Source organism: Solirubrobacter deserti (assembly GCF_027587175.1).
In the GTDB taxonomy this organism is placed as follows: domain Bacteria; phylum Actinomycetota; class Thermoleophilia; order Solirubrobacterales; family Solirubrobacteraceae; genus Solirubrobacter; species Solirubrobacter deserti.
Map to the genome: position 1 here is coordinate 41,168 of NZ_JAPCID010000047.1, position 23,145 is coordinate 64,312.

At 72.5% G+C, this 23,145-nt stretch carries 18 protein-coding genes; 11 read left to right on the forward strand and 7 right to left on the reverse strand.

Annotated features, from left to right (window positions below):
• The first annotated feature begins 61 nt into the window (after positions 1 to 61).
• Positions 62 to 970, forward strand: coding sequence for a sigma-70 family RNA polymerase sigma factor (locus tag OJ962_RS25740; protein ID WP_202958354.1), 909 nt, complete (start codon positions 62 to 64; stop codon positions 968 to 970).
• Between the two features lie 133 nt (positions 971 to 1,103).
• Here OJ962_RS25740 and OJ962_RS25745 read toward each other — a convergent pair whose 3' ends face one another.
• The 4 genes from OJ962_RS25745 to OJ962_RS25760 all read right to left on the reverse strand — a co-directional run bounded on the left by OJ962_RS25745 (position 1,104) and on the right by OJ962_RS25760 (position 6,194).
• On the reverse strand, positions 1,104 to 4,103 hold the full coding sequence (locus OJ962_RS25745; protein WP_202958355.1) for a beta-glucosidase: 3,000 nt from the start codon (positions 4,101 to 4,103) through the stop codon (positions 1,104 to 1,106).
• Positions 4,104 to 4,248: 145 nt separating this feature from the next.
• Positions 4,249 to 4,455 (reverse strand): hypothetical protein, encoded by a 207-nt coding sequence (locus tag OJ962_RS25750; protein WP_270006703.1) that lies wholly within the window; start codon positions 4,453 to 4,455, stop codon positions 4,249 to 4,251.
• On the reverse strand, positions 4,455 to 5,618 hold the full coding sequence (locus OJ962_RS25755; RefSeq protein ID WP_202958357.1) for a phenylacetate--CoA ligase family protein: 1,164 nt from the start codon (positions 5,616 to 5,618) through the stop codon (positions 4,455 to 4,457). The genes OJ962_RS25750 and OJ962_RS25755 overlap by 1 nt, the downstream gene beginning before the upstream one ends.
• A 72-nt stretch (positions 5,619 to 5,690) precedes the next feature.
• Positions 5,691 to 6,194, reverse strand: coding sequence for a TetR/AcrR family transcriptional regulator (locus OJ962_RS25760; protein WP_202958358.1), 504 nt, complete (start codon positions 6,192 to 6,194; stop codon positions 5,691 to 5,693).
• A gap of 188 nt (positions 6,195 to 6,382) precedes the next feature.
• Here OJ962_RS25760 and OJ962_RS25765 point away from each other — a divergent pair, with 188 nt between their 5' ends.
• The 6 genes from OJ962_RS25765 (at position 6,383) to OJ962_RS25790 (ending at position 11,547) form a co-directional block, all read left to right on the forward strand.
• Entirely contained in the window at positions 6,383 to 7,258 is an 876-nt protein-coding gene (locus OJ962_RS25765) for an ABC transporter substrate-binding protein (protein WP_202958359.1), read from the forward strand.
• Positions 7,259 to 8,119, forward strand: a complete 861-nt coding sequence (locus tag OJ962_RS25770; protein WP_202958360.1) for an amino acid ABC transporter permease — start codon at positions 7,259 to 7,261, stop codon at positions 8,117 to 8,119.
• On the forward strand, positions 8,116 to 8,868 hold the full coding sequence (locus OJ962_RS25775; RefSeq protein WP_202958361.1) for an amino acid ABC transporter ATP-binding protein: 753 nt from the start codon (positions 8,116 to 8,118) through the stop codon (positions 8,866 to 8,868). The genes OJ962_RS25770 and OJ962_RS25775 overlap by 4 nt, the downstream gene beginning before the upstream one ends.
• 202 nt (positions 8,869 to 9,070) lie before the next feature.
• The gene (locus OJ962_RS25780; protein WP_202958363.1) at positions 9,071 to 9,412 is read left to right on the forward strand and encodes a hypothetical protein; all 342 of its coding nucleotides are present in this window, start codon (positions 9,071 to 9,073) and stop codon (positions 9,410 to 9,412) included.
• Between the two features lie 218 nt (positions 9,413 to 9,630).
• Positions 9,631 to 10,812, forward strand: a complete 1,182-nt coding sequence (locus OJ962_RS25785) for an MFS transporter (protein WP_238932633.1) — start codon at positions 9,631 to 9,633, stop codon at positions 10,810 to 10,812.
• Positions 10,813 to 10,854: 42 nt separating this feature from the next.
• Positions 10,855 to 11,547 (forward strand): NADPH-dependent F420 reductase, encoded by a 693-nt coding sequence (locus OJ962_RS25790; protein WP_407697545.1) that lies wholly within the window; start codon positions 10,855 to 10,857, stop codon positions 11,545 to 11,547.
• Between the two features lie 7 nt (positions 11,548 to 11,554).
• On the opposite strand, the gene OJ962_RS25795 is transcribed toward OJ962_RS25790, so the two are convergent.
• The 3 genes from OJ962_RS25795 to OJ962_RS25805 are packed head-to-tail and all read right to left on the reverse strand — an operon-like array spanning position 11,555 to position 14,447.
• Positions 11,555 to 12,322 carry a carbohydrate ABC transporter permease gene (locus OJ962_RS25795; RefSeq protein ID WP_202958366.1) on the reverse strand — a complete coding sequence of 256 codons (768 nt, stop codon included), beginning with the start codon at positions 12,320 to 12,322 and terminating at the stop codon, positions 11,555 to 11,557.
• Complete coding sequence (locus OJ962_RS25800) at positions 12,319 to 13,191, reverse strand: carbohydrate ABC transporter permease (protein WP_202958367.1); 873 nt, start codon at positions 13,189 to 13,191, stop codon at positions 12,319 to 12,321. Before OJ962_RS25800 ends, OJ962_RS25795 begins: the two co-directional genes overlap by 4 nt.
• Positions 13,188 to 14,447: an ABC transporter substrate-binding protein gene (locus OJ962_RS25805; RefSeq protein ID WP_202958368.1), complete on the reverse strand. Its 1,260-nt coding sequence runs from the start codon at positions 14,445 to 14,447 to the stop codon at positions 13,188 to 13,190. The genes OJ962_RS25800 and OJ962_RS25805 overlap by 4 nt, the downstream gene beginning before the upstream one ends.
• A 121-nt stretch (positions 14,448 to 14,568) precedes the next feature.
• Here OJ962_RS25805 and OJ962_RS25810 point away from each other — a divergent pair, with 121 nt between their 5' ends.
• From OJ962_RS25810 to OJ962_RS25825, 4 genes are all read left to right on the forward strand, one after another.
• Positions 14,569 to 17,238: a helix-turn-helix transcriptional regulator gene (locus tag OJ962_RS25810; protein ID WP_202958369.1), complete on the forward strand. Its 2,670-nt coding sequence runs from the start codon at positions 14,569 to 14,571 to the stop codon at positions 17,236 to 17,238.
• Between the two features lie 178 nt (positions 17,239 to 17,416).
• Entirely contained in the window at positions 17,417 to 18,181 is a 765-nt protein-coding gene (locus OJ962_RS25815; RefSeq protein ID WP_202958370.1) for a DeoR/GlpR family DNA-binding transcription regulator, read from the forward strand.
• A gap of 22 nt (positions 18,182 to 18,203) precedes the next feature.
• Complete coding sequence (locus tag OJ962_RS25820; protein WP_202958371.1) at positions 18,204 to 21,788, forward strand: glycosyl hydrolase; 3,585 nt, start codon at positions 18,204 to 18,206, stop codon at positions 21,786 to 21,788.
• 58 nt (positions 21,789 to 21,846) lie between these two features.
• The coding region (locus tag OJ962_RS25825; protein ID WP_270006704.1) for an AAA family ATPase at positions 21,847 to 23,145 on the forward strand (1,299 nt) is incomplete at its 3' end.

A 23,145-nucleotide genomic window follows, 5' to 3' on the forward strand; every position in this document is an offset into this window, starting at 1 on the left:
CCCCTCGATGTCGTATATGTCGTGGCTCACCTATGGGATAGGCCGCCGTCCGCGAACGTCAATGTCGAAGCCACTGGTTGTCTCACTGCGCGAAGAAGTCGAGGCCGGGCACGCCGCCGACCGTCAGCTGGCGCGCGAGCTCGGCCGCCCCGAGCCCCGGCGCGCGACGGCCACGGGCGGCTACATCGACTCGCTCGGGCCGGCGTCCGCAGCCGAACACATCGAGCCCGACCTCGTGGCGCGGGCCCAGGGTGGCGAAGCGCGCGCTCGCGCGGAGCTCATCGCGGCCTGCATGCCGCTCATCGCCGGCGTCGCTCGCACATACCGCAGCGGCCAGGTCCACCGCCAGGAGCTGCTGCAGGAGGGCGCGGTCGGCGTGCTGCGAGCGCTGGAGCGTTTCGAACCGCAACGCGGGGTGCCGTTCTGGGGCTACGCCACGTGGTGGGTCCGCCAGGCCATGCAGCAGCTCGTGTCCGAGCTGACGCGGCCGATGGTCCTGTCCGACCGGGCGCTGCGCCACCTCGCACGGCTCAAGCAAGCGCACCGCGACGCCGTGCAGGGCAGCGGCCACGAACCCACGCGCGAGGAGCTCTCCGAGCGCACCGGGCTCGATCTCGGCCAGGTCGACGACCTGCTGGCGGTCGAGCGTGCGCCGAAGTCGATCGACGAACCGATCGTCCGCAGCGGCGCCGAGCTCGGCACGTTCGGCGAGCTGCTGGTCGACCCGATGGCCGAGGACGAGTACGAGCGCGTGCTGGCCGCGGTCGAGAGCGAGGAGCTGCACGGGCTGCTCGCCGGGCTCTCCGAACGCGAACGAGCCGTCCTGCGCGCGCGCTACGGCTTCGACGACGGTGACGAGCGTCCGCTTCGCGCCGTCGGCGACGAGCTCGGCCTTAGCGGCGAGCGGGTGCGCCAGATCGAGCGCCGCGCGCTGGGGAAGCTCGCCGCCGCCATGACCGCCCGCCCGTAGGGCAGCGCTCGCACGAGGTGCGTACACCTTCCGCGCCAACCCGCGTGGGACGTGCACGTGCGCTGAGACGGGGCCGGGCCGTGCACGCGGCCTGGCCCCGGGTCAGCGTCGGTTTTCGAGCGGAGCCGTCGGGTCAGGGCAACTGCCAGCGCTGGTTCGGTCCTCCGTGGCAGTCGTAGATGATCAGCCGGGTGCCGTTCGCGGAGCCGCCTGAGGCGGCGTCCAGGCAGCGTCCGGACTGCGGGTTGCGCAGCGTGCCGTCGGCCGCCGCCCGCCACTGCTGGGCGCTCGTGGCGTTGCACTCGTAGAGCTGCACGGCGGTGCCGTTGGCCGTGCTGCCGCCGGCGACGTCGAGGCACTTTCCGAGCGCTTCGACCGTGCCGTCGGAGGTGACGCTCCAGCGCTGTGCGGCGGTGCCGTTGCAGTCGAACAGCTGCACGGCCGTGCCGTTGGCGTTGGAGGCGCCGGCGATGTCGACGCACTTGCCGCCGATCCCTCTGATCGCACCGCGCGGGGACACGACGTCGCGCGCGGCGGCCACGGTGATCTCGCCCGTGAGCTGGATGTCGCGGGACGAGCGCCCGACGTGGATCGGGACGCGCCCGGCCGGTGTGACCCACGCGCCGGTGGCCTCGTCGAAGTACGAGAAGGCGCGGCGGTCGAGCGTGACCGTCACCCGCTCGCGCCCGCCCGGATCGAGGGTGACCTTGGCGAAGCCGGCGAGTTGCCGGGGAGGCGTGGGCACGCTCGTCGGGAGCCGGCCGACGTACACCTGCGCGGTCTCCGCGCCGGTGCGCGCGCCGGTGTTGCGCAGCGTGAACTGCACCTGGACGTTCGCGCCCTGCCGGGTCGTGGCGAGGTTGCGGTAGGCGAAGCTGGTGTAGCTCAGCCCGTGCCCGAACGGGAACAGCGGGTCCAGGCCGGCGCGGTCGTAGCCGCGGTAGCCGAGGAAGACGCCCTCGTCGTGCTCGACCGTGAGGTCGTCGAGCGTGTCCCACGGGTTGCGGATGCCGAGCTGCTCGGGCTGGCTCTCGCTGCGCGGGAACGTGATCGGCAGCTTGCCGGACGGGTTGACGTCGCCGAAGAGCACGCTCGCGATCGCGTTGCCCTGCTCCTGCCCGCCGTAGTAGGAGTCCACGACGGCGTCCACGCGCGACAGCCACGGCATCAGCACCGGGCCGGCCGCGCCCAGCACGACGACCGTGTTCGGGTTCACCGCGGAGACCGCCCGGATCAGCTGGTCCTGGTCGTTGGGCAGCGTCAGCGAGAAGCGGTCTCGCTGCTCGCTCTCGAACGTGGCCGCGAAGACCACGGCGACGTCGGCGTCACGGGCGGCCTCGACCGCCTCCCGCGTGGCGGGCGAGTAGGCGTTGGCCGGGTGGGTCCAGCCGAGCTGCAGCGACGCGGGCTCCAGGCCGGTGAACGCGCGCGTGGCCCGGTACTCGACGACGATGTCGTGCTGCTCACCGGCCTCCAGGTTCAGCGTCGCGGTGCTCTCCGTCGCCCATTCACCCACCTCGGTCGCGAGGTCGATCGCGGGCTCGCCGTCGAAGAACATCCGCGCCTCGCCCCAGCCGGTGAGCGCGAACGTGTAGGCACCCGTGGTGGGGACGGTGAACGTGCCGGTGTAACGCGCGGAACCGGCGTCCGCCGGCGTCGGCTCGAGCTGCGAGCCGTACAGGCTCGAGAAGGCGGGCCCTCCGCCGATGAAGCCCTGATCCCAGCGGACGCCGGGATCCGTCCGGGTCACGAGCGGCGCGCCGGACAGGTCGGTGGAGGTGAAGTACGTCGCCTCAAGGCCGACGCCCCCGGTCGGCGTGGTGAACACCGAGGACGGCGCGGCCGCCGGGCCGCCGAGCATCGACGTGGGGCCGACCGGGTCCGTGCCCGGGGCGTAGGCGACGTCCACGTCACCCGGCGCGCGGTCGCGGATGCCGTCGAGCAGCGAGACCTCGTAGGTCGGGGACACGTGCGAGGCGCCACCCTGCGCGCGGGCGCGGTTCGCGTCGCCGCCGATGACCGCGATCGACCCGAGCCGGCGACCGTTCAGCGGCAGCGCGGCGTTGCTGTTCTTGAGCAGCGTGATGCCGGCCTCGGCGATCTCACGTGCGGTCTCGCCGTGCTCGGCCACCGGGATCGCCGACGGGGACGGGTCGTCCTCGAACAGGCCGTGCTCGAACATCGTGCGCAGGATGCGGTGCACGTGCTCGTCGACGGTGGCCTCGGTCACCTGCCCGGACTGCACCGCGGCCACGATCAGCTCCGGCGTGTAGAACTGCCGGTTGCCGGTCTCCATGTCCAGGCCGTTGTTGAGTGACTGCACCGTCGAGTGCGCGGCGCCGAAGTCCGTCAGGACGAAGCCGTCGAAGCCCAGCTGGCGCTTGAGGATGTCCACCAGCAGCAGGCGGTTCTGGCAGGCGAACTCGCCGTTGACGCGGTTGAACGCGCACATGGTCGAACCGAGTCCGTTCTCGACCGCGGCCTCCCACGGCGGCGTGAAGATCTCCTGGATCGTGCGCTCGTCCGCGACGGAGTCGTAGGGCGTGCCGCGGTTGATCTCCTGCGTGTAGAGGTTGTAGTGCTTGAGGTCGGCGATCACCCCGCGCTCCTTCACCGCGCGGACGTAGGGCCCGACGACGCTGCTGGTGAGGAACGGGTCCTCGCCCTCGGACTCGTTCGCCCGCCCCCACCAGGGAGCGCGGACGATGTCGCCGTTCGGGCCCAGCAGCACGTTGCCGCCGACCTGCCGCACCTCGTCGGCGACCGTCCGCCCGTAGCGGGCGGCGAGCGCCGGATCGAACGCCGCCGCGAGCAACAGCGGCGACGGCATCGCGGTCGCCCGGTTCTCCGTCTCGGGCAAGGAGACTCCGCCCAGGCGCAGGCCCGCGCCGGCATCGAGCATCCGCAGCGACGGGATGCCCAGCCGGTCGATCCCGTCGGCGAAGTACGCCCACGCCGTGCCCGGATCGTTGGACATCAGCTCGGCTTTCTCCTGCAGCGTCATCGCGTCGATGACCAGGTCCGCGCGCCGATCCGGGCCAAGCGCCGGATCGTCCCACGGCCGCTGCGCGCCGGCCGCAGCCGGTAACGCCAGCGCCCCGAACAACGCGCCGCACACCAGCAACCCCCGCATGTCCTACCGCCCTTCTGGACGCCCCGCCATGGGCTGGTCCTCGGCCGCGCCGTCGCGGTCGCGCCAATCTGGCACGCGCAGTCGACCAGCACGCGAGGACCGCGGTCAAGCCCGCCGTCCGATCACGGACCGGGGCCCCCAAAGCTCAGACCCGTGGGTCGAGCGGCAACAGCGGTTCGAGGCGCCACGCGGCGGCGACCGGGACTGCGGCTTCGAGGAATTCGCGATACCGCTCGGCTACGCGCTCAGCGCTTGCCACGGCCGTGACCTCGGGGCCCACGACCAGCCGCAGCTTGCCCGAAGCGGGCCGCTCGAGCGGCCAACAGCGCTCGACCTCGACCATCGCGTCCATCACGCCCAGCCCGCGCAGCCGTTCGAGCAGCGCTCGCGCAGGCGCGCCTGCACGTCGCCACGGGCGACGACGAGCACCCGCACACTGCTCGGACCGGTCTGCACGACCTGGAACTCGACCACATCGCGGTCGCGCGCGATCACCCCGAAGTGCAGCGGCTGGACGCGGACGTCGCCCAGCTCCAGCACATCGTGGGCCCGGCCCGCGACGGACTCGAGCCGCCGCAGGGTCCGCCCGCACGCGCACGGCTCGGCGGCGATCGTCACCGCGTCCGCGATCTCCAGGCGCAGCAACGGCTGCACGAAGTTGAACAGGTTGGGGACGAGCAGCTTTGCGCCGGGCGCGCCGTCGGGCACCGCCCGCCCGTGCTCGTCGACGTTCTCGACGCGCACCATGTCCTCGAACAGGTGGATGCCGGCGTGGTGCTCGCAGTCGACGCCCCACAACCCCTCGGTGGTGGCGTAGAGGCTGTACGGCCGCACGCACCAGGTCTCCTCGATCCGATCGGCCATCTCGGGCGTCAGCAGCTCGCTGCTCGTCGAGATCAGTTCGGGCGCGATCCGCAGCCGGCCGGCGCGCTGCTCCTCGGCGAGCTCGAGGGCCATCGTGGGGAAGGTGTTCAGCGACTGCGGCTGGAACGCGTTCAGCCGGCTGACGATCTCGCGCAGCGGCTGGGTGACGGCGAGCCCGAGCACGCGGTGCACGCCAACGTCGACCGCACTGGCGCAGCGGCGGCTCATGTGGGTGCCGGTCGGGCTCACGACCGCCCCGATGCGCAACCGGCGCGGGAACCGCGGTTCGATGCCGACGGTCGCGGAGTACCGGAGGAACTGGGCCATGATCCCGGTCCACCCGGCGCGGTCGTAGACGAACAGGCCCTTCAGGCCGGACGAGCCGCTGGTCGTCATCACGCGGTAGTCGCCGAGGTAGCGCTCGTCGCGGCGCAGACGCGGGTCCGTGACGATGGCATCGAAGTGCTCCATCATCGTCGCCTTGTCGAGCGGCGCGCCGTCCCAGTCGCGGTAGAACGGCGACCGCCGCCGGGCGTGCTCCACCAGCGTGTCGAAGCGCTGCTGCTGGAACGCACTGAAGGGCTCGCGCTCGCGGGCGAGCAACGCGCGGGACTGCCGCAGCGCGACGGCGAAATCAAGCAACCGGGTCATCACGCATCTCCTGCTCGAGGAAACGTCGTCCTGCCCGCACGGCGAAGTCGTCGTCGACGCGCTCGGGCATGGTCAGGTGCTCGAGCGAGAGCCCGAGCTGCATCGCGTACCCGCCACCACCAGCTCGCGCGCGTCGCGGCCGACGGACGCGCTGAGCGCCTGCACCAGCGGCTGCTGCACGCCGCGGTGGATCGCCGCGAAGCGCTCCCGCAGCGCCGGTCGCCGGATCACGTGGGCCCAGAACTCGAAGAACGCCGCCATCCAGCCGTCCTCGGCGGTGCCGCGCCGGCGCGCCGTCCGCAGCGAGATGACGTCCAGCGCCTCGGGCACGCCGTGCTCGGCCAGCGCGCGCTCGATGTCCTCGATCCCGCGCGCCGCCCGCCGCTCGTAGACGGCGAAGAACACGTCCTCCTTGGCCGCGAAGTTCGAGTACACCGCGCCCTTCGTGTAGCCCGCGGCCTCGGCGATGTCACCGACGCTCGACGCGTGGAACCCGCGCTCGACGAACAGGCGCTCGCCGGCGGCGATCACGCGCTCTCGGGTTCGGTCCCGCAGCTGCGCGCGGGTGAGTGGCATACCGGCGGAGTCCTAATACCGGCGGTATCTGAGCGCAACGCTCTCAGGGAGTTCCTGAGGGGGCGACGCACCACCAAGGCCCAATCCTTCGGGTGCTGAAGCCCGCACTGGGGGCTGTCGGTTGCCCGCCAACCGCTCACGGGACAACCCGTTGGGAGCGCCTCGGCGCGGCTGGGAGTCTGCTGCCCATGAACGCGAGACTCCTCCTGACGCCGCTGTTTGCCGCCACCGTCCTGTTCGCCGCCTGCGGTGGTTCGGACGCGCCGGACGCGCCGACCATCGCCACCAAGCCGGTCGCCGAGATCGCCGTGCCGGACGACATCAAGGCCAAGGGCACGCTGGTCGTCGGCACCGACGCGAGCTACCCGCCGATCGAGTTCATGGGCGCCGACGGCAAGACCGTCGAGGGCCTGGACGCCGACCTGGCGCAGGCGCTGGCCGGCACGATGGGCCTGAAGGCCGAGGTCCGCCACGCGACGTTCGACAGCATCCTCCCGGGCCTGACGACGAAGAAGTTCGACGTCGGCATGTCGGGCTTCACGGACACCAAGGAGCGCGAGGAGACGGTCGACTTCGTCACCTACTTCTCGGCCGGCACGGCGTTCTTCGTCAAGGCGCAGGGCGGCCCGGCCATCAACACGCTCGACGATCTGTGCGGCCGGCGGCTCGCGCTGCAGAAGGGCACTGCGCAGGTCGAGGACGCCGACGCCCAGCAGGAGAAGTGCGCCGCGGCCGGCAAGCCCGCGATCAAGGTCATGACGTTCCCGGACCAGCCGGGCGCGAACCTGGCGGTCGTCAGCGGGCGCGCCGACGTCGGCATGACCGACTCACCCGTCGCCGCCTATCAGGCCAAGCAGTCGGGCGGCCAGCTGAAGGTCGTCGGCGAGCCGTTCGGCACCGCGCCGTACGGCATCGCGCTGCCGAAGGGCAGCCCGCTGGTCAAGCCGATGCAGGCCGCGATGCAGGCGCTGATCGCCGACGGCACCTACGGCAAGATCCTCGCCAAGTACGGCATCGAGGCGGGCGCGATCACCGAGCCCGGCATCAACCAGGCCGCCGAGTAGATGCAGCCGATCGACGCTGTTCCGGTCCGGCGGCCGGGCCGTTGGATCGCCGCCATCGCCGTCGCCGTCCTGGCGGCGGCGGTGGTGCGGTCGGTGGCGACCAACCCGCGCTTCCAGTGGGACGTGGTCGGGGAGATGCTGTTCTCCGAGCGCATCCTGCACGGCCTGCTGCTCACGCTCGAGCTGACCGCGATCGCGATGGTCGCGGGCGTCGCCCTCGGGGTCGTCGTCGCCGTCGCCCGCATGTCCCCGAACAAGCTGCTCGCCGGCGCGGGCGCCTTCTACGTGTGGCTGTTCCGCGGCACGCCGGTGCTGGTCCAGCTGCTGTTCTGGAGCTTCATCGCCGCGCTGTACCCGACGGTCGGCATCGGCCCGTTCGAGGCCGACGCCAACCTCCTGATCACGCCGTTCATGGCCGCGGTCCTCGGCCTCGCGCTCAACGAGGCGGCGTACATGGCGGAGATCGTGCGCGCGGGCATCGCGTCCGTGCCGGAGGGCCAGTCCGAGGCGGCCTCGGCGCTCGGCATGTCGCGCCTGCAGATGCTGCGGCGGATCGTGCTCCCGCAGGCGATGCGCGTGATCGTCCCGCCCACGGGCAACGAGACGATCTCGATGCTCAAGACGACGTCGCTGGTGAGCGTGATCGCATCCAGCGACCTGCTCTACAGCGCGCAGCTGATCTACTCGCAGAACTTCAAGCAGGTGCCGTTGCTGATCGTGGTCTGCATCTGGTACCTGGCCATCACGACGCTGCTCTCGCTCGGCCAGGCCGCGCTCGAGCGGCACTACGGGCGCGGCGTCCGGCGCACGCGCAAGGAGAGCAAGCCGATGCGATTCCTCAAGCCGGCGGTGGCGCGATGATCGTCGCCACGGACGTGCACAAGCGCTACGGCAAGCTCGAGGTGCTGCGTGGAATCGACCTCACCGTGCAGCGCGGCGAGGTCACGTGCCTGATCGGCCCGTCGGGCTCGGGCAAGTCGACGTTCCTGCGGTGCGTGAACCGGCTCGAGCGGATCGAGGGCGGCCGCCTGGCCGTCGACGGCGAGCTGATCGGCTACAAGACCAAGCACGGCCGGTTGCACGAGCTGCGCGAGCACGAGATCGCCGCCCAGCGCGCGCAGATCGGCATGGTGTTCCAGCACTTCCACCTGTTCGCGCACATGACCGCGCTGGAGAACGTGATCGAGGCGCCGCTGCGCGTCCTCAAGCTCGATCGCGCCACCGCGGTCGCCCGCGCCACCGACCTGCTCGCCCAGGTCGGGCTCGAGGACAAGCTCGACAGCTTCCCGTCGCAGCTCTCCGGCGGCCAGCAGCAGCGCGTCGCGATCGCCCGCGCCTTGGCCATGAAGCCCAAGCTGATGCTGTTCGACGAGCCGACGTCGGCCCTGGACCCCGAGACCGTCGGGGAGGTGCTCGAGGTGATGCGCGGCCTGGCCGCCGAGGGCATGACCATGCTCGTCGTCACGCACGAGATGGGCTTCGCGCGCGGGGTCGCCGACACCGTCGCGTTCATGGACGAGGGCCGCGTGATCGAAGCGGGCACGCCCGAGCAGGTGCTCGAGCAGCCCGCACATGCCCGGACGCGGGAGTTCCTCGCGCGGATGCTCTAGCCGACGACGGTCACCGTCGCTCGTGGCGGCGCGAGCCTTTGACCGTCGCCGTGGCTTCCGCGACACCCGTCGCAGCCGCCGGGAATGCAGCCGACGACGATCGAGCGGCGGCCCACCAGCAGCACGAGGCAGAACACGGAAAGCGGTCGGAGCACCGGCAGGAACGTTCGCGGCCCGCGCCCCGAGATGCGACACTGCACGCATGGCCGGACCTGACGACCGGCGGTCCGAGATGGACGACCGGCGGCGGCGACTCGAGGCGCGCGAGCGCCGGGCCGACGCGCGCGAGTTCCACGCGGACGAGCGTGACCGGATCGCCGACGCGCGCGAGCGCATCGCGGATGATCGCGAGCGCCTCGCCGATCAGCGCGAGCAGGAGGCGGACCAGCGCGAGGGCGCGGCCGAGGAGCGCGAGCGCGCGCGGCTCGCGCGGCTGCGGCGAGCGGACGACCGCCGCGCGGCGCAGGGTGAGCGCGACCAGGCGCAGGTGGACCGGGAGATCGCGGCGTCCGAGCGCGCCGTGGACGCGGCGACGCCGCAGTGACGCCGCGCACACGTCCCTGACGGAATCTGTACGCCACGGGCGCGTCCTGAACGCGCCCAGCATCGATGGCGTGGATTTCGTCGCCGTTGCTGGCGTGCTGGAGCGTGATCGAATTTGGGCGCGTAAGGGCGTTTAGGTGCGGGTAATGCGCGTTCTTGGGAGAGGACGTGGCGTCCGGAGCTACACGCGACCAGTGGCGGAAGACGGGCCTGGCGGCGATGGCCAACTACATCGACGCCGGCTCGATCGTCGCGGGCGCGGTGTCGCTGCCGATCTGGGCCGAGCAGTTCGGCTTCGGTGACGACTTCGTCTCGCTGCTGGGAGCGATGAGCTCGAACGCGATCAGCGCCGGCATCGGGGCGTTGATCGGCGGGCGCATCTGCGACCTCTACGGGCGCAAGCGCATCTACCAGTACGACCTGCTGCTGTACGCGTTCGGCGCGCTGTGGATCGTGTTCGCGCAGGCGCCATGGATGCTCCTGCTCGGCTACTTCATCGTCGGACTCACCGTCGGCGCCGACGTGCCCGCGTCGTGGACGCTGATCACCGAGACCGCACCGGTGAAGGTCCGCGGACGGCTCGCGGGACTGGCACAGGTGCTCTGGTACGTCGGCGCGATCGCGCCGCTGGTGCTCGGCATCGCGCTGCTGGGGCTGGACGACTGGATGCCGCGGATTCTGTTCGCGCAGCTGTTCCTGGTGGCGATGATCACCTGGGCGCTGCGCCAGGGGATGGTCGAGTCCGAGCTCTGGGCCAAGGCGCAGCAGCAGGCCGAGGGCGCGGCGGGCGCGTTCCGCGAGCTGTTCCGCGCCCGGCACGCGCGTGCGCTGAGCTTCCTGATCCTGATGTACGGCGTCTGGAACCTGGTTGCCGGCACCTACGGGTTCTTCTTCCCGTACATCCTCGACGCGGTCGGCAACACGGGTGAGCGCGCGAACTACACGCTGCAGGCGATCTGGTTCCTGGCCACCGCCCTCGCCGTGGGCTTCGTCTACATGCCGCTGATCGATCGCGTCGGCGGGCGCCGCCTGCTCGTGTGGGCGACGATCCTGCAGGTCGCGGGCTTCGTCCCGTTCGTCTTCTTCGACGTGAGCTTCCTCACGGCGCTGATCAACGTCGTGCTGTTCGGCATCGGCGCCGGCATCGGCCAGCAGTCGCTGTTCCAGCTCTGGAGCGGCGAGCTGTTCCCGACCCTGCTGCGCTCCACCGCCCAGGGCTTCATGTTCGGCGTCGTGCGCGTCGCGCTCGGCGGCTGGTCGCTGCTGCTGCCCACCATCCAGGAGGCCGGCTTCCGCGCGCTCGCGATCGTGCTCGCGCTGCTGCTGATCATCTCCGGCGTCATCGGCATCCTGTTCGCGCCCGACCGCGGCGCGCGCGAGCTGCACGACGAGCCCAGCTGACTTACTCGGGGTAAGTGAGCTAGGCTCGGGGCCATGTCGAACATGAGCACCATCGGGTTCATCGGCGCCGGGCACATCGGCGGCACCGTCGCGAGGCTGGCCGTGGCGGCCGGCCATGACGTCGTCCTGAGCAACCGGCGCGGCCCGGAGACGCTCGCGGAGCTGGTGGAGGAGCTCGGTCCGCGCGCGCGGGCGGCCACGCCCGTCGAGGCGGCTCAGGCCGGCGACCTGGTCGTGGTGACCGTCCCGTTCAAGGCCTACCGCGAAGTCCCGGTCGAGCCGCTGCGCGGCAAGGTCGTCATCGACACCAACAACTACTACCCGCAGCGCGACGGCCAGTTCCCGGAGCTCGACGACCAGTCGACGACGGTCAGCGAGCTGCTGCAGGCGCACCTGCCCGAGTCGCGCGTCGTGAAGGCGTTCAACAACATCAGCTTCATGCACCTGGGCGAGCTGGCCCGGCCGAGCGGCGACCCTGAGCGCTCGGCGCTGCTGATCGCGGGCGACGACGCCTCCGCCAAGCAGACGGTCGCGGCGTTCTTCGACTCGATCGGGTACGACGCCGAGGACGTCGGTCCGCTGGCCGAAGGCTGGCGCTACGACCGTGACACGCCCGCCTACGGCACGCCGTACCTGGCCGAGACCGCCGGCCCGGACGAGATGTGGTCCCCCGGCACCAGCCGGCAGGCGACCGCCGAGACGCTGCGCGCGGCGCTCGCCCAGGCGACCCGCTAGGCGGACCTTATCCGGCGCGCCGTCGCCGCGGGGCGGCGACGGCGATCACCGCCAGCACGGGCAGCGTGGCCAGCACGACCGCGGCGAAGATCGGCCCCCACTCGGTGCCGAACTCGCCCACGAACGTGTAGAGCGTCACCGGCACGGTCTCCTTGCCCGACCCGCCGAGGTAGAGCAGCGGGGTCAGGAAGTCGTTCCACACGAAGACCGCGTTCATCACCAGCACGACGCCCGTCACCGGCCACAGCTGCGGGAACACGACGTAGACGAACGCCTGCAGGTGCGAGGCGCCGTCGACGAGCGCCGCGTCGGCGAGCTCCCGCGGCTGCGCGCGCAGGAAGCCGGTGTAGAGGAAGACCGTGATCGGCAGCTGCAGCCCGATCGAGAACGCGACGATGCCCGTGTAGGTGCCGAGCAGGCCGGCGTCGGCGACCAGCTGGTAGAGCGGGATCAGCGCGAGCTGGAACGGCAGGATCAGCCCCACCAGGAACAGCAGGTAGAGCCGGTACCCGGTGCGCCGTGCCGCGCGCGCGAGGCCGTAGGCGGCGAGCGAGCCCAGGACGACCACGCCGACCAGCGTGCACAGGGCGATCAGCGTCGAGTTCGCGAGCGCGCGGGCGAGGCCGGCCTCCTCCCACGCGCGCGTGTAGTTCTCCAGGCTGACGGCGCCTGCCGGGTCCTGGAAGGAGAGCGCGACCAGCAGCACGACCGGGCACAGGAAGGCCGCCGCCGCCGCGAGCACGAGCAGGTCCACGAGCAGCGTCCGCGTTCTCACCGCGTCAGCTCCCACTCGCGCAGCGTGCGCAGCTGCACCAGCGCCACGGCGGCGACGATCAGCGCCAGCACGAGCGCGATCGCGGTCGAGTAGCCGTAGCGGCCGAACGCGAACGCCTCGCGGACGATCAGCGTCGACGGCGTCTCGGTCGCGTGGCCGGGGCCGCCGCCGGTGAGCGCGAACACCTGGTCGAACAGCTTCAGCGTGCCGATGGTGGTCAGCACCACGGTGATCGTCAGCGCGGGGCGCAGCTGGGGAAGCACGACGTAGCGCAGGCGGGCGCGCGCGCCCGCGCCGTCGAGCTTGGCCGCGTCGTGCAGGTCGCGCGGGATGCGTGCGAGCCCGGCCTCGAAGATCACGACGGTGTAACCCGTGTGCTGCCAGACCGCGGCGGCGCCGATCGACCACAACGCCAGCGACGGGTCGCCGAGCCAGTCCTGCTGGAGCGCGTCGAGGCCGAGGAAGCCGAGCAGCGCGTTGACGCCCTCGTCCGGCGCGGGGCTGCACACGTAGCGCCACACGAACGCGGCCACGAGGGGGCTGACGAGGGCGGGCGCCAGGAACGCGACCCGCAGCCACCGGCGCCGCCCCGCCGCGGCGTGCAGCGCGAGCGCGAGGCCGAGGCCGAGCACCGTCTGCGCCGCCACCACGAAGACGCTCAACGCGAGCACGTTGCGCAGCGCCGCGCGCCCCGCGGAGTCGGACACGAGCCGTTCGAAGTTCGCCAGGCCGACCCAGCGCCGCTCCCCGCTCACGCCGCTCCAGTCGGTGAACGCGCTCGTCGCGCCCGCGAGGCTCGGGTACAGCACGACCAGCGCGTACAGCGCGAACGCGGGCGCGACGAACCAGAGCGTGGAGCGCCGCCTCACCGCAACGCGTAGGCGCGATCCATGCGCCGCAGCCCGCCGTCGATCGTCTCGCGACCGGCGAGCAGGTCCTGCGCGACCGCGATGTGCTCGCGCTGCGTGTCGGCGTTCGGCCACAGCTGGTCCGGGAACGGCACCGTGCGGCCGGCCCGGACATAGGGCACGAACGGCTCGAGGAACGCGGCGCCGCTGCTGCCGTCCAGCGCGAGGTTCTGCGCCTCGGCGTTGAACCGCCGCGTGTTCTCCGGGCGCGCGAGGAACTCCACGAAGCGCAGCGCCTCCGGCAGCCGCGGCGAGCGGGCGTTCACGCCCAGCCCGGACGCGATCCCGGCGGCCACGCGCAGGTCCTCGGCGCGGTCGGCGGCGGGGAAGGGGAAGATGCCGAACTCGCCCTCGGGGTTGAGCGCGTGCAGCGACGTGTGGGCGGGCCCGACGAGCACGGTCATCGCGGCCTCGCCGCGCGCGACCATCGCCTCGGCGCGCTCGAGCGACGTGCCGTTCGGATCCGCCTGGTAGCAGCCGCGGCGCGAGAGCTCGACGTAGCGCGTGAGCGCCTCCCGCCAGCCCGAGCGCGCGAAGGTGGTGCGGCCGGCGCGCAGCTCGCGGTCCAGGTGCGGGTCGCGCGCGTAGGCGTGTGTGGGCGCGAGCGCGTAGTCGATCAGCTGCGCGACCCACGGCGTCTGGTTGCCGACGGCGATCGGCGCGACCCCGGCTTGTCGCAGGCGATCGCACGCGGCGAGCAACTCGCCCCAGGTGCGCGGGACCGTGACGCCCGCCCGCCGGAACACCGCGCGGTTGTAGAGCGCGCCGACGACGTTGCTCCCCGGCGTCCAGAGCCGCACGCGCCCGTCCGTGCCCAGCAGCGGCCGTGCGGCGGCGGGCACCGAGCGTCCGTACGCGGTGTCCGAGAGGTCGGCGAGCACGCCGAGCGGCGCGATCTGCGCCGCGGACATCGAGTTGCCGTTGCCGGGCCAGATGGTGAGCAGGTCGGGCGCCCGCCCGGACGCCAGGCGCGTGCGCATGACCGTCTGGTAGGCGTCGATCGGCGTCGTCGTGATCCGGATCCGCACGTGCGGCGCGACCCGCCGGTACTCCTCCGCGAGGCCCGCGAGCGCCGTCGAGCGGGTCACCCCGACGGTCAGCGTGACGGTGCCGCGCTCGTGCGCGCCGCTGCTCTGCCCGAGCGCGACCCAGAGTGCGACCATGACCCCGACCACGGCCGTGCTCCCGAACACCGCCTTGGTGCGGCGATGCCACATCGTGTGCGTCTTCTCTCCTCGACTTGCCGAACCGCACGTGAACGACCGTGCTACACCACCCGACTCTTACAGAGCCGCCCGGCACGGTCAACCTCGACAGCGCCCTTAGAGTGAGCATGCCATGGCACCGACGCGCACGCCGTTGCCCTCGTTCGTCGGTCGGGAGGCCGAGCTCGCCGCGCTGAAGGGCGCGCTCGCCGAAGCGCGCGCCGGGCGCGCGCGTGTCGCCGTGGTGACGGGCGAAGCGGGCATCGGCAAGTCCACGCTGCTCGCCCGGCTGCAGCACGAGCTCGGCGAGCCGGCGGTCCGCGCCGTGGCGGTGAGCGGTGACGCGGCCGAGCAGGAGCTGCCGCTGGGCATCGTCGAGCAGCTGCTGCGGCGGCTGGGCGCCCGGGCGGTGCCCGCCGACCACATCGCCGCCGGCACCGCGCTGCTGGAAGAGCTGGCGACGGCGGACCGGACGACGGTCGCGATCGTCGACGACGCCCACTGGGCCGACGCGCCGTCGCTCGCCGCCCTGGCGTTCGTCGCCCGCCGGCTCGTGGACGACCACGTGCTGCTGGTGCTGGCGACGCGCTCGCCCGCGACCCTGCCGGACGCGCTCGCCAAGGCGCCGGCGCGCGTGGACCTGAGGGCGCTGACGGTCGAGGAGGTCGCCGCGCTCGCGCCCGCGGAGCTGCCGCCGCGCGCGGTCAAGCGCCTGCACGCGCACACCGGCGGCAACCCGCTGTATACGCGCGAGTTGCTGCACTCGCTGCCGGCCGACGCGTGGAGCGACGGGGACCGGCCGTTGCCCGCCCCCGAGTCCTTCTCGGCGCTCGTCGCCGAGCGGGTGGCCGCCGCCGCGGACGGCACCCGCGCGCTCGTCGAAGCGGCCGCGATCCTGGGCTCGCGACCGTCGCTGGCGGTCGCCGCGCAGCTGGCCGGGGCCGACGATCCGCTCGCCGCGCTCGACGAGGCGCGAGCCGTCGGGCTGTTGACGTGGGACGGCGTCGACCATCTCGGCTTCCCGCACCCGCTCGTCCCGGCGGCCGTGGTCGACGGTCTTGGGGCCGCGCGCCGCGCTGCCCTGCACGTGGGCGCGAGCGAGCTCGTGGAGGACGAGTCGGAGGCGATGCGCCACCTCGCGGCCGCGACGCTGCGGCCGGACGAGGCGGTCGCGCAGCGGCTGGAGGCGTTCGCCCACCGGCCGCAGGCCGCGCGCGACCGTCCCGCGGCCGCCGCGGCGTTGGCGGCCGCCAGCCGCCTGAGCACCGCGCGCTCGGACCGCGAGCGGCGGCTGATGCAGGCGGTCGAGTGGTGGTTCCTCGCCGGTGACCTGAGCACCGCGCAGCGCCACGCCGACGAGGTCGCGCGCATGGCCGAGAGCCCGCGCCGTGACCTGCTGCTCGCGCGCTTCGCGATGTTCGACGGCCGCTACGGGGAGGCCGCCGACCTGATCGCGGCGGCGTGGGAGCGCGTGGACGCGCACGCCGACCCCGTGCTGGCGGCGCAGATCGCGTACAGCCGCGCCTTCAGCGCGCTGATCCACCTCGACGACGAGCAGGTGGTGCACTGGGCCGGGCGCGCGCCCGACCTCGGCCCGGGGCACCCGAGCGCCGGCGGCTGGCCGGCGACGCGCGCGCTGGCCCAGTGGCGCCTCGGCCAGGGCGAAGCGGCGCGCGCCACGATCGCCGCCGTCGCGCCCGTCAACGACGGCGTCCGCACGGAGCTGACCGCCATCCGCGGCTGGCTCGCCTACCTGGACGACGACATCGCGGCCGCGACGGTCGACCTGCGCTCCGCCGTCGACGCCGAGCTGCGCTTCGGCTCCTACAGCCAGGCCTCGGTCCACCTCGCGGTGCTCGCCCGCGCGCACTTCGCCGCCGGCGGGTGGGGTGAGGCGGTGGTCGCGGCCGAGCGCGCGGTCGCCCTCACCGCCGAGCTGCACCAGCCCGCGGCGCGCCCGTTCGCGTGGTGGGCGGCGGTCCTCGTCCCGGCGGCGCGCGGCGAGTGGGAGGTGGCCGAGCACTACGCGCGGCTCGCGGCCGAGGCCCCTCCGGGCCCGCCCGACCGGCTCGTCGCCACGGGCATCACGCGGGCGCTGCTGCACGCCGCGCGCGGCGAGCCCCAGCACGTCGTCGAGGCCCTGTCCCCGGTGGCGGCGCTCGACGTCGCGGGCGCCGCCAACGCGCCGGGCTTCTGGCCGTGGCAGCACCTGTACGCGGAGGCGCTGGTGCTGGTGGACCGCGTGGAGGAGGCCGACGCGTTCCTGCACCCGCACGAGCGCCGGGCGCGGGCGCGCAGGCACCGGTCGATGCTCGGACGGCTCGCGCGCGTGCGCGGGCAGCTGGAGGCCGCGCGCGGCGAGCGGGAGGAGGCCGAAGCGGCGTTCGTGCGCTCGAAGGCGCAGTTCGAGCCGCTGGGCATGCCGTACGAGCTCGCCCTCACCCGGCTCGCGCACGGCCAGCTGCTGCGCCGGGTCGGGCAGCGCCGCGCGGCGCGCGAGGAGCTGACCGCGGCGCGGGACCGCCTGGCGGCGCTCGACGCCTGGCCCGCGCTCAAGCGCTGCAAGCAGGAGCTCACCGCGGCCGGCGCCGCCGCCGGCGACACCGGTGGGCCGCCGCAGCTGACGGCGCAGGAGCAGGCCGTGGCCACGGTCGTGGCGCGTGGGCTCACCAACCGCGAGGCCGCGCAGGAGCTGATGATCAGCGCGCGCACCGTCGAGGTCCACCTGTCGCGCATCTACGCCAAGCTCGGCATCTCCTCCCGCAACGCGCTCGCCGAGCGCCTGCGTACGGGACCCACGTAGTCACCCACGTACGACGGCGGTCGCAACTGTAGGGACGCGACGGATGCGCGACCGAGCGCCCTCGCAGTACAAGGTCGTGGTCACATTCGTTCGATTGCCATTGCGCCGTCGGCAACGCGAACTCAGACGCGCAGAGACGGCGAGGTGGGTGGGGGAGAGAGATGGGCGCTGTGGGCCGATGGAACCGAGGCTGAGCGAGGAGCGCCGCGGGATGGTCGCCGAGATGCTGCAGGCCGCGGGAGCGGTCACGGTCCCGGAGCTGCAGGAGCGGTTCGGGATCTCACCGATGACCGCCCGGCGCGATCTCGCCGTCCTCGCGGAACGCGGCGTCGCGCGCCGGACCCACGGCGGCGCCGTCCTGCCGTCGCTGGCCGCGCGCGAGGACTCCTTCGCCCACCGGCTGCGCGACGCGCCGGAGGAGAAGACCCGGCTTGCCGAGGCGGCCTACGCGATGCTCCGACCGGGGGAGACGGTGTTTTTGGACGCGTCCTCGACGACGTACTTCGTCGCGCGGATGATCGCGGAGCGCGGGCTGGCCGTCCGCGTCATCACCAACAGCCTGCCGGTGCTGCAGGAGCTGTCGTCCGCCGACTGCGAAGTGGTCGCGATCGGCGGGAGCTTCCGGCAGCTGACCCGCTCCTACGTCGGCCCGGCGGCCGTACGCGCGGTCCGCGACCACTTCGCGGACCGGCTGCTGCTGAGCGTGACGGGCGTGACGGCCGGCGGGATCCTCGCCGACGCCGACGTCCTGGAGGCCGAGGTCAAACGCACGATGCTGGCCCAGGCCGAGCACTCGGTGCTGCTGCTCGACGCCTCCAAGCTGCGCGCCCGCGGGCGGCAGGCGATCGCGCCGATCACGGCGCTCTCAGACGTACTCACGGACGGGCTGGCGCCGGAGCAGGCGCGCTGGCTCGACCGGCTCCGCACCACAAGCACGCCGTAACACCAAGCAAGAGGAGAGAGTGTTGTCCCGTAGACGTGACCCGATGATCCGGGCGCTGGCCGGAGGACTGCTGGCCGCGGCGCTCGTCGTCCCCGTGGCCGTCGGCGCCCCGGGCGCCGCCGCCCCGACGCCCTTCGAGGCCGAGCTCGAGGCGCTGTACGACACCATCGAGACCGACTACCGGCCCGGTGTGCGCTGGTGGTTGGCCGAGGGCCTGAACACCGACGAGACGCTGCGCAAGAACGTCAAGGAGATCGCGGACTCGGGCTTCGGCGCGGCCGAGTTCCTGGCGATGCCCGAGCCCGGCGCCGACGACAAGCTCTACGGCTGGGGCTCGCAGGAGTGGAACGCCGACTCGCAGCTGGTCGTGCAGGAGGCGGTCAAGCGCGGCCTCGGCTTCAGCCTCACCAGCGGCACGCACTGGGCGACGGCGAACCTCCCTGACACGTACACGTGGGAAGGCGCGAAGTTCGACTACGACAACAAGGCGGCGTCCAAGGAGCTCAACTACTCGACCGTGCTGCTCGCGGCCGGCGACGCGTTCAACGACAAGCTGCCGGCGCCGGTCAAGCCCACGCAGTCGGCGGCGTCCAAGGAGCTGCTGTTCCAGGGCGTCGTCGCGGCCAAGATCACGCAGGCGCGGCCGCAGAGCGGCCAGGCCAACGGCTTCCGCGAGGGCACCGGGACGGGCCAGATCGACTTCGACACGCTCGTCGACCTGACCGATCGCGCGGTGCCGGACGGTGACGGCTACCGGCTGAACTGGACCGCGCCCGCCGACGGGCAGTACGGGCTCTTCACGTACTGGATGCACGGCACGGGCGAGACCTTCGACCCGTCGACCAGCGAGAACTACACGATCAACTACATGGACCGGTTCGGCGTCGACGCCGTCAAGGACTACTGGGAGGAGCACGTCCTCACGCCCGAGCTGCGCGAGCAGATCCAGCAGAGCGGGAAGGGCGAGATCTACATGGACTCGCTCGAGCTCGCCAGCTTCGCCGCCGGCGGCCTGCTGTGGGGCTACCAGTTCAAGCAGGAGTTCCGCCAGCGCCGCGGCTACGACGTCACGCCGTACCTGCCGCTGATCACCTGGGACCGGACCCGCCACGACTCCAACCGCCCGCCGGTGTTCGACTACGCGGTCGCCGATCCGGCCGACCAGGCGCAGCTGCAGAAGATCCGCAACGACATCAACCAGACCTACTCCGAGCTGTACGAGCAGAACGTGCTCAAGCCGATGCAGGAGTGGCTGCACAGCCTGAACATGAAGCTGCGCGCGGAGCCGTCCTACGGCTTCGTGTTCGAGATCTCGACGCCCGCCAAGTACATCGACGGCGTGGAGACAGAGACCTTCGCCCACAACGGCGACCTGGACACCTACCGCGGCATGCTCGGCTCCGCCCACATGTACAACCGCCCGTTCTCCAGCGAGACCGGCGCGGTGGGCGGCCGCAACTACTACTACGACATGGACTACTGGACCCAGTTGTCCTACCTGCAGTTCGCGGGTGGCGTGAACCGGATCGTCTTCCACGGCTACTCCGGCATCGAGGGCTCCGAGCCCGACACCTACTGGCCGGGCCACGAGGGCATGTACGTGACCTTCTCGGACCGGTTCAACAGCCGCCAGCCGGCCGCGGTGTCCTACCCGCGCTGGACCGAGATGCTGGGCCGCAACCAGAAGGTGCTGCGCCAGGGCCAGCCGCGGCGGGACATCGCGATCCTGCGCACCGACAACGCGTTCATCTCCTACGGGCACCCGCGCGACAACCGGCCCGCGGAGAACAGCCTGTTCATGAACGACATGCCGTACTTCTGGCGCGACCTGGGGCTCCAACACGCCGGCTACACCTACGACTACTTCTCACCGCAGCTGCTCGAGGACGAGGCGAACGTCAGCTGGACGGGCGAGGAGCTGCAGCCCGACGGCCCCGGCTACAAGGCGATGATCGTCTACCAGGACTCGCTGGAGCTCTCGGCGGCGCGCAAGCTGCTCGAGATCGCGCGTGACGGGCTGCCGCTGCTGTTCGTCAACAACACGTCCGAGATCCGCGTCCACGACGGGTCGATCGTCGAGCACGGCACGGCCGCGGGCAAGAGCCGCTTCACCGCCGACAGCGACGCGGACCTCGCCGCGGTGGTCGCCCAGCTCAAGGCGCTGCCAAACGTCAAGACGGTCGACAAGCAGGCCGACGCCAAGGCGACGCTCGAGGCCCTGGACGTCAAGCCGCGCGTGAGCTACGCCCAGCCGAGCAACCAGGTGATGACGATCTCGCGCTACGACAAGGCGCGCAACGTCCTCTACACGTTCGTGCACTCGTTCAAGTTCGAGAAGAACCGCGGCCAGGCGGCGTCCACCGTCACACTGGCGCTGGAGGGCGCGGGCAAGCCGTACACGCTCGACGACTGGACGGGCGACGTCTCGCCGGTCGGCGCCTACGCCGTCCAGGGTGGCCGCACGTCGGTCGACGTCACGCTCAAGCCGGGCGAGGCGCAGATCATCGCGCTCGACCTCGACGCAGCCGAGGACAAGGTGCACGCCGTGTCCACGACGGCGGACGAGGCGCTGATCGACGGGGCCAACACGTCGATCCGCGCGACCCGCAGCGGCGCCTACCAGACGCAGCTCAACGACGGCCGCACCGTCACCACCAACGTCGAGGTGCCGGGCGAGATCGCGCTGCCCAAGTGGGACATCACGATCGAGGACTGGAACGAGGGCGAGAAGGTCGTCAACACCGAGGAGAAGTTCGGGCACACGACGCGCGAGGTGTACTTCACGACCAAGAAGACGCCGCTGGTGTTCGAGGACAGCCCACTGCTGGCGTGGAAGGACCTGCCGGCGACGCCGGCGCAGCTGGCCACGCTGACCGGGACCGACCCGAAGATGTCCGACGTGTCGGGCATCGGCACCTACCGCACCACCTTCACGCTCCCGGCGGGTTGGAACGCGACGAACGGCGCGTACTTCACCGTCCCCTCCACGGGCGACGGCAACACGCAGGTGACCGCCAACGGCAAGCGCACGGAGGCCGACCTGGACCTGCGCACGCTCAAGCTCGACATCTCCGATCTGCTCAAGCCGGGCGAGAACACGATCGAGGTCACGGTCGAGACGACGCTGACCAACCGGTTGCTCACGCGCGGGTACCGCACCGCGGGACCGGCGCAGAGCTACGGCCTGCAGGGCGAGGCCAAGATCGTGCCGTACACGGTCGCCGGCGTGTACGCGCAGACCACGGGCACCGGCACGGTCGGCGGCTCGGTCCCCGCGACGCTGTCGTTGTCGCTGGGAACGGTGAAGCCGTTCGACCCGTTCACGCCGGGCGTGGAGAAGGAGTACACGGCGTCCACGACGGCGACCGTGATCTCCACCGCCGGTGACGCGAAGCTCACGGTGAGCGAGCCGGGGCACATGACCAACGGCGCGTTCTCGCTGGCCGAGCCGCTGCGCGTCGAGCTGTCGAAGGCGGCCTGGACGGCGCCGGTGAGCAACGACGTCGTGGACGTCGCGTTCAAGCAGCGGATCAAGCGCACCGACCCGCTGCGCACGGGGACGTACAGCAAGACGCTGACGTTCACGCTGTCCACCACGAACCCGTAGGGGCGTGACGCGGGGCCGGGCGAAGCAGTCCGGCCCCGCGTAGGGTCTTGTGTCGACGATGGTCGACGCAAAGACGTTCATCGGCCGCGAGGGCGAGCTCGCCGCGCTCGCGGCCGCGTTCGAGGCGCGCCCGGCGGTGGCGCTCGTCGAAGGGCCCGCGGGGATCGGCAAGACGTCGATCGCGGAGCACTTCGTCGCCGGCGACGTGCGCGTGTGGTGGGCGAGCGGCGAGGAGAGCGAGGCGCTCGTGCCGTTCGGCCTCGCCGACCAGCTGGTGCGACGGGCGGGCGGCGGTCCGGTGATCGGCGCCGCCGATCACGTCGCGGTCGGCCTGCGGCTGTTGGCGCTGCTCGACGGCGAGGCCGCGCCCGACGTGCTCGTGGTGGACGACGCGCACTGGGCCGACGCCGCCTCGCTGCGCGCGCTGCTGTTCGCGATCCGGCGGTTGACCGCGGAGCCGCTGCTGATCGTCGTGGTCACGCGCGACGCCGGCCTGCTGCCGGAAGGGCTGCGCAAGCTCGCGACCGCGCACGTTCGGCCCGGCCCGTTGAGCATCGAGGAGCTCGGCGCGCTCGCCGCGGCGGTCGAGCGGCCGCTGAGCCCGCACGCCGTCGCGCGGCTGAGCGAGCACACCGGCGGTTACCCGCTGTACGCGCGGACCCTGCTCGACGAGCTGCCCGAGGAGACCTGGCAGGAGCCGGTCCTGCCGGTTCCGCGGTCCTACGGGGATGTGATCGCCGCCCGTGTGCGCGGGTGCTCGGCGGAGAGCCGCGCGCTCGTCGAGGCCGCCGCCGTGCTCGGCGTGTCCTGCACGCTGGCGGCAGCGGTGGCCGTCGCGGAGGCGGACGCGCCGCTCGAGGCGCTCGACGAAGGCGTCGCCGCAGGGCTGCTCGAACGCCGCACACCTGACGACGTCGTGTTCTCCCATCCGTTGGCCCGCGCCGCCGTCTACCACGGCCTGCCGGCCGCCCGGCGCGCCCTGCTGCATGCGCGCGCCGCCGACGTCACCGAGGACGCGGCCGCTGCGCTCCACCACCGCGTCGACGCGGCGAGCGGGCCGGACGAGGCCCTCGCGCGCGAGGCCGAGACGTTCGCCCGCCAAGAGCTGCGCCGCGGCGCCTGGGCGAGCGCGGTCGCGAGCCTGCGCGCGGCGAGCCGCATCAGCGCCACGAGCGCCGAACGCGACCGCCGCACGCTCGAGGCGATCGACGCCATGCTCTACGCGGGCGAGGGCGCGACCGCACGCCGCCTGGCTGCGGACCTCGTGGTGGCGGCCGACGAGGCGGCGCGCGGCGAGGTGGCGCCGCGCGGCGAGGTGGCGGCGCGCGGCGAGGCGGCGGCGCGCGGCGAGGCGGCG

What these genes read in the sequence shown, in the direction of transcription:
- OJ962_RS25750 (WP_270006703.1), bottom strand. Translation starts at nt 4,455, where the DNA reads ATGGACGCGATGGTCGAGGTCGAGCGCTGTTGGCCGCTCGAGCGGCCC.
- OJ962_RS25790 (WP_407697545.1), top strand. Translation starts at nt 10,855, where the DNA reads ATGAGCACCATCGGGTTCATCGGCGCCGGGCACATCGGCGGCACCGTC.
- OJ962_RS25805 (WP_202958368.1), bottom strand. Translation starts at nt 14,447, where the DNA reads ATGTGGCATCGCCGCACCAAGGCGGTGTTCGGGAGCACGGCCGTGGTC.
- OJ962_RS25760 (WP_202958358.1), bottom strand. Translation starts at nt 6,194, where the DNA reads ATGCCACTCACCCGCGCGCAGCTGCGGGACCGAACCCGAGAGCGCGTG.
- OJ962_RS25745 (WP_202958355.1), bottom strand. Translation starts at nt 4,103, where the DNA reads ATGCGGGGGTTGCTGGTGTGCGGCGCGTTGTTCGGGGCGCTGGCGTTA.
- OJ962_RS25785 (WP_238932633.1), top strand. Translation starts at nt 9,631, where the DNA reads ATGGCCAACTACATCGACGCCGGCTCGATCGTCGCGGGCGCGGTGTCG.
- OJ962_RS25775 (WP_202958361.1), top strand. Translation starts at nt 8,116, where the DNA reads ATGATCGTCGCCACGGACGTGCACAAGCGCTACGGCAAGCTCGAGGTG.
- OJ962_RS25765 (WP_202958359.1), top strand. Translation starts at nt 6,383, where the DNA reads ATGAACGCGAGACTCCTCCTGACGCCGCTGTTTGCCGCCACCGTCCTG.
- OJ962_RS25755 (WP_202958357.1), bottom strand. Translation starts at nt 5,618, where the DNA reads ATGACCCGGTTGCTTGATTTCGCCGTCGCGCTGCGGCAGTCCCGCGCG.
- OJ962_RS25810 (WP_202958369.1), top strand. Translation starts at nt 14,569, where the DNA reads ATGGCACCGACGCGCACGCCGTTGCCCTCGTTCGTCGGTCGGGAGGCC.
- OJ962_RS25780 (WP_202958363.1), top strand. Translation starts at nt 9,071, where the DNA reads ATGGCCGGACCTGACGACCGGCGGTCCGAGATGGACGACCGGCGGCGG.
- OJ962_RS25770 (WP_202958360.1), top strand. Translation starts at nt 7,259, where the DNA reads ATGCAGCCGATCGACGCTGTTCCGGTCCGGCGGCCGGGCCGTTGGATC.
- OJ962_RS25815 (WP_202958370.1), top strand. Translation starts at nt 17,417, where the DNA reads ATGGAACCGAGGCTGAGCGAGGAGCGCCGCGGGATGGTCGCCGAGATG.
- OJ962_RS25740 (WP_202958354.1), top strand. Translation starts at nt 62, where the DNA reads ATGTCGAAGCCACTGGTTGTCTCACTGCGCGAAGAAGTCGAGGCCGGG.